Annotated in this window: 6 protein-coding genes; 1 reads left to right on the top strand and 5 read right to left on the bottom strand. The window is 45.8% G+C overall.

Going from position 1 to position 5344, the window contains the following annotated elements:
• Positions 1–458 precede the first annotated feature (458 nt).
• On the top strand, positions 459–1208 hold the full coding sequence (locus BJP37_RS18930) for a class I SAM-dependent methyltransferase (RefSeq protein WP_075901056.1): 750 nt from the start codon (positions 459–461) through the stop codon (positions 1206–1208).
• On the opposite strand, the gene BJP37_RS41270 is transcribed toward BJP37_RS18930, so the two are convergent.
• The 5 genes from BJP37_RS41270 to BJP37_RS18910 all read right to left on the bottom strand — a co-directional run bounded on the left by BJP37_RS41270 (position 1194) and on the right by BJP37_RS18910 (position 5272).
• Positions 1194–1340 (bottom strand): hypothetical protein, encoded by a 147-nt coding sequence (locus BJP37_RS41270; protein WP_198954106.1) that lies wholly within the window; start codon positions 1338–1340, stop codon positions 1194–1196. The two genes, BJP37_RS18930 and BJP37_RS41270, sit on opposite strands and share 15 nt — an antisense overlap.
• 218 nt (positions 1341–1558) lie before the next feature.
• Positions 1559–3475 (bottom strand): vanadium-dependent haloperoxidase, encoded by a 1917-nt coding sequence (locus BJP37_RS18925; RefSeq protein WP_075901054.1) that lies wholly within the window; start codon positions 3473–3475, stop codon positions 1559–1561.
• 298 nt (positions 3476–3773) lie between these two features.
• Complete coding sequence (locus tag BJP37_RS18920; RefSeq protein ID WP_143727683.1) at positions 3774–4031, bottom strand: hypothetical protein; 258 nt, start codon at positions 4029–4031, stop codon at positions 3774–3776.
• 45 nt (positions 4032–4076) lie between these two features.
• Positions 4077–4769, bottom strand: a complete 693-nt coding sequence (gene surE / locus BJP37_RS18915; RefSeq protein WP_075906252.1) for a 5'/3'-nucleotidase SurE — start codon at positions 4767–4769, stop codon at positions 4077–4079.
• 251 nt (positions 4770–5020) lie between these two features.
• Positions 5021–5272 carry a hypothetical protein gene (locus BJP37_RS18910; protein WP_075901050.1) on the bottom strand — a complete coding sequence of 84 codons (252 nt, stop codon included), beginning with the start codon at positions 5270–5272 and terminating at the stop codon, positions 5021–5023.
• Positions 5273–5344 lie beyond the last annotated feature (72 nt).

The following is a 5344-nucleotide window of genomic DNA, read 5'->3' as shown; positions in this document are numbered from 1 at the left end:
AGCTGATAGCTGTTCGCGTAGCGTGTGCGTAGCACATAAGCTGATAGCTGATAGCTTACGAAATCTCAAATCCTGGCTGGGATTTGGATTTCACTATGTGTTTTTTAAGAAGTTAGCTAAACTATAGCAATTTTATTTCCCATGAGCTACAAATGGATCCCCCTAAATCCCCCTTAAAAAGGGGGACTTTGAAGTTGATAAGTGTATTAGGTACAGTATTATTTGACACCAATTACCTGTCTTGATGCAGTCGCTGGGGGAACGGCAGTCGCTCATGGGGGAAACCCCCAAGACCGCGCTGCCTCCCCAAGACCGCGCTGCATCGCTTCAAACCCTCTTGACTATTGCCTATTGCTAGCATGCCTATTGCCTTCTGCCTTAAAAGGATAAGCAATGTCGCTCATGACTATAATAATTGCTATATAAGTGGTTTTTACAAAGTACAAAAAAGGTGTTTTATGAAAACAGAACAGTCCCCTAATCTCTTTGAGAGTCAGTGGCAACTCTATCAAAAAATACTGACTAACAATTACATGCAACACCGTGAAATTTACGGCATTTTACACGCATTTCTAGTCAGCTACTTTCCAACCCCCTTCTCTATACTTGACCTCGGCTGCGGTGATGCTAGCTTCACGGCCCAGGCTTTAGCCAATACCAGGATTGCTTCCTACAAAGGCATTGACCTGTCTGAGCCAGCACTAGAAATTGCTCGTGATAACATCAATTCTATCCCCTGTGAACAGACATTGATCCAGGGCGACTTCTTTGAAGTAGTTTCTGAGTTGGCACAAAACCAGCAGGATAGCTTCGACGGGATTTTCAGTTCTTTTGCGTTCCATCACCTCAGTTTTGAGCAAAAAGATAGTATTATGGCTAAGCTGAGCCATCTCCTAAAACCTGATGGTGTTTTTATTCTGATCGATATGGTTTCCACAGATGGAGAAACCCGAGACACCTATCTAAGACGTTACCTAGAGGGTGTTTACCAAGACTGGGCTCAACTGACTCCGGAAGAAGTTTCCATGGTCGAGGGTCATATATTGTCTAGTGATTTTCCCGAAACCCAAACAACCCTGCAATCCCTTGCCCACAAACATGATTTTAATCGGGTTGAGTGTCTGTATCGGGATCCCCTCAACACTAGCCAAGTGTTGTGCTTTTACAAAAGTAGCGCTAAAAGCCCACTCCAGCTAGGGGCTGTGTGACAGTTTACCTAAGCTTTGAATGAATAGGAGTAGAGTGGGCATCCTGCCCGCTCGGAAATATATTGAAACTGGCAAGATGCCAGTGTCTTGATGCAGTCGCTCATGGGGGAAACCCCCAAGACCGCGCTGCATCGCTTCCACGCAAGATGCCCATTCCACAAAACTCTTAAAATCATTCCATTATTCAGCAACGCCAACATAATTACCCTTAATCAAATCTCCCCATCTCCCCATCTCCCCATCTCCCCATCTCCCCATCTCCCCATCTTCCCATCTCCCCATCTCCCCATCTCCCCATCTCCTGAATGATGGGTATTCAAAGAAATCCCCATCATTAAGCAAGTCAGAGCTTAACGGGCACCAATCCGAATCACGTCTCCATCGAAGGTTGGCAGAGACAGCACAAAGGGATCAGTGGAATAGGTCAATGCTTGTTCTTCCAGAATACCGATGGCAATTTCTTCACCCATGCGCAAACTATCATAGTAGTCAGTAAAATAGTGAACGCCAGCCATATTGCGACCAATGGAAATATTGGCAGCCAGCTTGTTCAACTCACCCTCCAGAGTCAGAAAATACCTGGATCGCTCTGAAACAAGTGTCGCCTCACCATTCGTGTAGCCAGATGGATCAGGGGCACGGAACACAATACCCTGATCTTTGGGGCTATAGCGTTTAAATCTGATCTGTGTCCTTGGTTGTCCCGGTTTTGGGTTTTTGACTGGTGTTTCTACTAAAACTGCACTGGTATCAAAGAATGCCTTAAGCATGGTCACACAGGCTCCAGCAACAGTGGCATGTCCTGCACCATAGGCAGGGTGCATGGGAGACCCTTCAGGAAATGCCATTGGTAGTAGATAATTCGGTGAGCCAGAGCCATTTTGATTGGCTAGTTCCAAAATCGAGTTTAGAGTACCGTTGCTTTCTAGTTCACGTTGGAACCTTTTAATATACTTGATTAATGCTCTGGGTACACTAGCTTTAGCTTCATTAGGTAGCTCTTGAAATCGCCGTAATAGTTCAATCCGGGCTGCCAATGCCTCTGGTCGCAGACGAATATGGTTATTGAACTTCTGGAAGCGGACAGCTTTGAGTGCTCGTGTGGCTACTTCAGTAACCAAAGTTAAGATGTGTGGACCGCCATAGAGGGCAAAACCACCAGCATGGCGACGGGTTGCTGGATTACCTGCTGCTACACCACCCCCAGAAAGATGATCAAAACCAGGATCGAAAGGTGTTTGCATCCCCAGCAGAATGATGCAAGCGTTGAGATACGCTTCATAGAGAGCATCGTAATGAACATAAGTAGCTAAATCTCGGGGAGTGGAGATAAACCGACGAGCTGGACGATCTGGTAGCTTAGGGTTTTGATCCTTCTCTAAAACATATCTTTCTCTGTCTTGCTTAATCCCACGCTGAACCAAGACATAGTCTTCCATGTTGGTCATGTAATCTAGGTTAGGTGTTGCAATGGGAAGCTTTTGATCAATTTGCAAAGCACCATAGGTAATTTTCCCTTCTGCAACGTTGCCACCACCATTGAGATCAACATTACCTATCAGTAAAAACTGAGAGAGATAGGGACCGACTTCTACTCCTGGAGAAGAGCCTCGGAATACGGTTTGCTCATCAAGCCTGCCTCTGCCATTCACCTTACGAGGTCGTCCAGTTTGGTTGCGAATATAGTCAAGGGCATTGAGACGATTGATAGAACTCTCAATTTTGCTATTCGCTGCTCTTTTCTCAAAGTCATTGAGGGGCTGATCCCGCAGTATGGCTAATTCGTAGACTTCTGCTATCTCAAAAATTAGCTCTTGGTTAGCCTTACCGTTAGCATCGATTAACGGTGGTGCCGGAGGCATGGTAACCGCTTGTGGATCTGGTCCGTTTAGCTCAAAGACAACCCCTGCAGTTGGTGCTTCCCATTGTCTAAATTCCTCAAGGAGATCAGGGTCAGTCTCACGCTTAATAGTGTACTCTTGACCTGTAAATACTACCTCAAATTTGGCACCATGACGTACCGGATCAGTGAAGGGATCAATAAAGCCATCGTCTATTGCACGGCGAAATTCGACAAAATCCTGTGGGTCTTGTAGTAGCCCTGTATCAGGGTTGTGAGGTAGCCCTTTGGTAAAGGACATAAAATACTGATCATCAGCGTGTCGCTGTTCATCCCCATTGGCTTTATGGGTAGGATAGTCTCGACTTCTGGCTAATTTTGCAGCGTCGAGGCGAACGTCAAAAGACTTCTCTGAACGATTTGCCATGGGAACTCCTTAGGAAAAAGAATTTTGATATGTTTTGAAGGTGTCTATATCAAATGTAAAAAGTAATTTATGGCTCTGACAGTACCCACAAGGGTACTTTTTTCAGCCAACAAAAAATGGGTTGCTTTGTAAGCATGATAGCTGTCAGCTATCATGCTTAAAATAAATCTCTTGCGGGAGAATTTTATAGTTCGAGATTTTAGAGAATTGAAAGTTTGGATAAAAGCCCAAGGCCAAAGGCCTATGGCTACGCTATGCGAATGGCCACGCTACTTGAGGTGCTTTTTGGCAAAGGCTTCTAGTTTTTGGCACAGGCTTCTAGCTGATGTGCTTGGGCATAAGCGATCGCATCTTGGCAAAAGGCTACTAAATCGACTTGACCTTTGAGTTTAGGTGGCGTTGTTTGTAGAGATGAATACTCTAGGCAATGGAAGCAATAAGCAGAAAAGTCAGCGCTAGACAATAACTGCTTCTCATCTTGAGATGGACACAAAACCAATACAGGAATTAGTTCATCAGGTTGATTAACTTCCTGGATTACAGTGACTGTTGCCACTTTCAGCATGAACTTAGAGCAGATAACGGGCTTATTTGACAGAATTTACGATAAGCTAATCTGGGTGATCGCAATATTTCCTGACAAACACACGTCAACGTCTGTTCCTGAATCAGATTTGCGATTGATGTCATCTCCCACATAAAGATATCCATCCTCTTGCTTTACAAATTCTGTCAGTAGAGGACGGGTACACAGAGAACAAAAGACTATCTCTGGCTCGGGTGCGTCTGGTTCTAGGTGGGGAAAGTTGACGCTCCAGAAGGTGCCAGGGTCAGACGGTTGGTCTAATAACTTGTGCAACACCCGAACCGTCCATTCCGTCGCCAGCTCCCAGTCTATCTCCCAGTCAGTTCTCTTAAAATGAGAAAAAGCGATCGCGTTCAGACGGTGTATTGTGGCCTCTCTAGCCGCCGCTATGGTTCCTGAGGGATAAATGTCCGAGCCCAGATTGCAGCCCCCATTAATCCCAGAGACAACAAACTCGATATCGTCGTAGAGATAGTTGACTCCCAGACGCACACAATCAGCGGGCGTACTGTCTACACTCACCTCAGTCTGCGATCGCCATTCCACTGGAATAACTGTGCGAATATTGACCCGATGGCCACAGCCGGACTGATGGTATTTAGGACCAACCACCGCTATGCGATCGCTTGTTACTTGGAATAATGCTTTGTGCAATGCCCGAATGCCGGGAGCATCAATCCCATCATCATTGGTTACTAAAAAAGCCATAATCCCAGCTCGACCAATAAACAACATGAGGATAGCAGATCAGTGAGAGCAAATACCATGTCTACTGATCTACTAACCACTAAAGCTATAAAGAAGCTACAAAAGCTAGAGTGGGTACATCTCATTTTCACTGTTTGAACCAGTGGTGCGTTACGGGACGGACTGTCCCAATACTGGCTACCAAGAAAATGAGGGCGAGTCCGTCCCTAACGCACCCTACGCAACTTTTTTACAAATATGAGATGCACCCGCTAGAGTCTGGTTGCGTCTAACCACATCACCCCAAATAGGTCATGACCAACACCATAACCTGGTTGTTGCGTCTCTTCTAATTTCCGCAACGCTTGAGCTAGCATAAACTCTAGCTTCTGTCGGTACAGGTGTTTGTCAGAAATCTGTTGCAATTCTTTCTGGGCGGCTGCCTTAAATCCTTGAACTTCAGGGGGCAACTCAACGGTCGCGACCGCCAAAGGCTCACCCAATAGCTCTGTGGCGTCACTCACCAAACGGTTCCAGCAACTAGGGCGTGTCTGCAAACTGCTATACTGAAGTAAAATGATTCAGGTATTGTGATG

This window comes from Moorena bouillonii PNG (genome assembly GCF_001942495.1).
GTDB classification, from domain to species: Bacteria; Cyanobacteriota; Cyanobacteriia; order Cyanobacteriales; family Coleofasciculaceae; genus Moorena; species Moorena bouillonii.
Note: the sequence above shows the minus strand (reverse complement) of the source record. Positions and strands in the feature narration are given on the sequence as shown.

Bases quoted from the DNA above. Each gene is read 5' to 3' on its own strand.
- BJP37_RS18930 (WP_075901056.1), top strand. From the start codon at position 459: ATGAAAACAGAACAGTCCCCTAATCTCTTTGAGAGTCAGTGGCAACTC.
- BJP37_RS41270 (WP_198954106.1), bottom strand. From the start codon at position 1,340: ATGCAGCGCGGTCTTGGGGGTTTCCCCCATGAGCGACTGCATCAAGAC.
- BJP37_RS18925 (WP_075901054.1), bottom strand. From the start codon at position 3,475: ATGGCAAATCGTTCAGAGAAGTCTTTTGACGTTCGCCTCGACGCTGCA.
- surE (WP_075906252.1), bottom strand. From the start codon at position 4,769: ATGGCTTTTTTAGTAACCAATGATGATGGGATTGATGCTCCCGGCATT.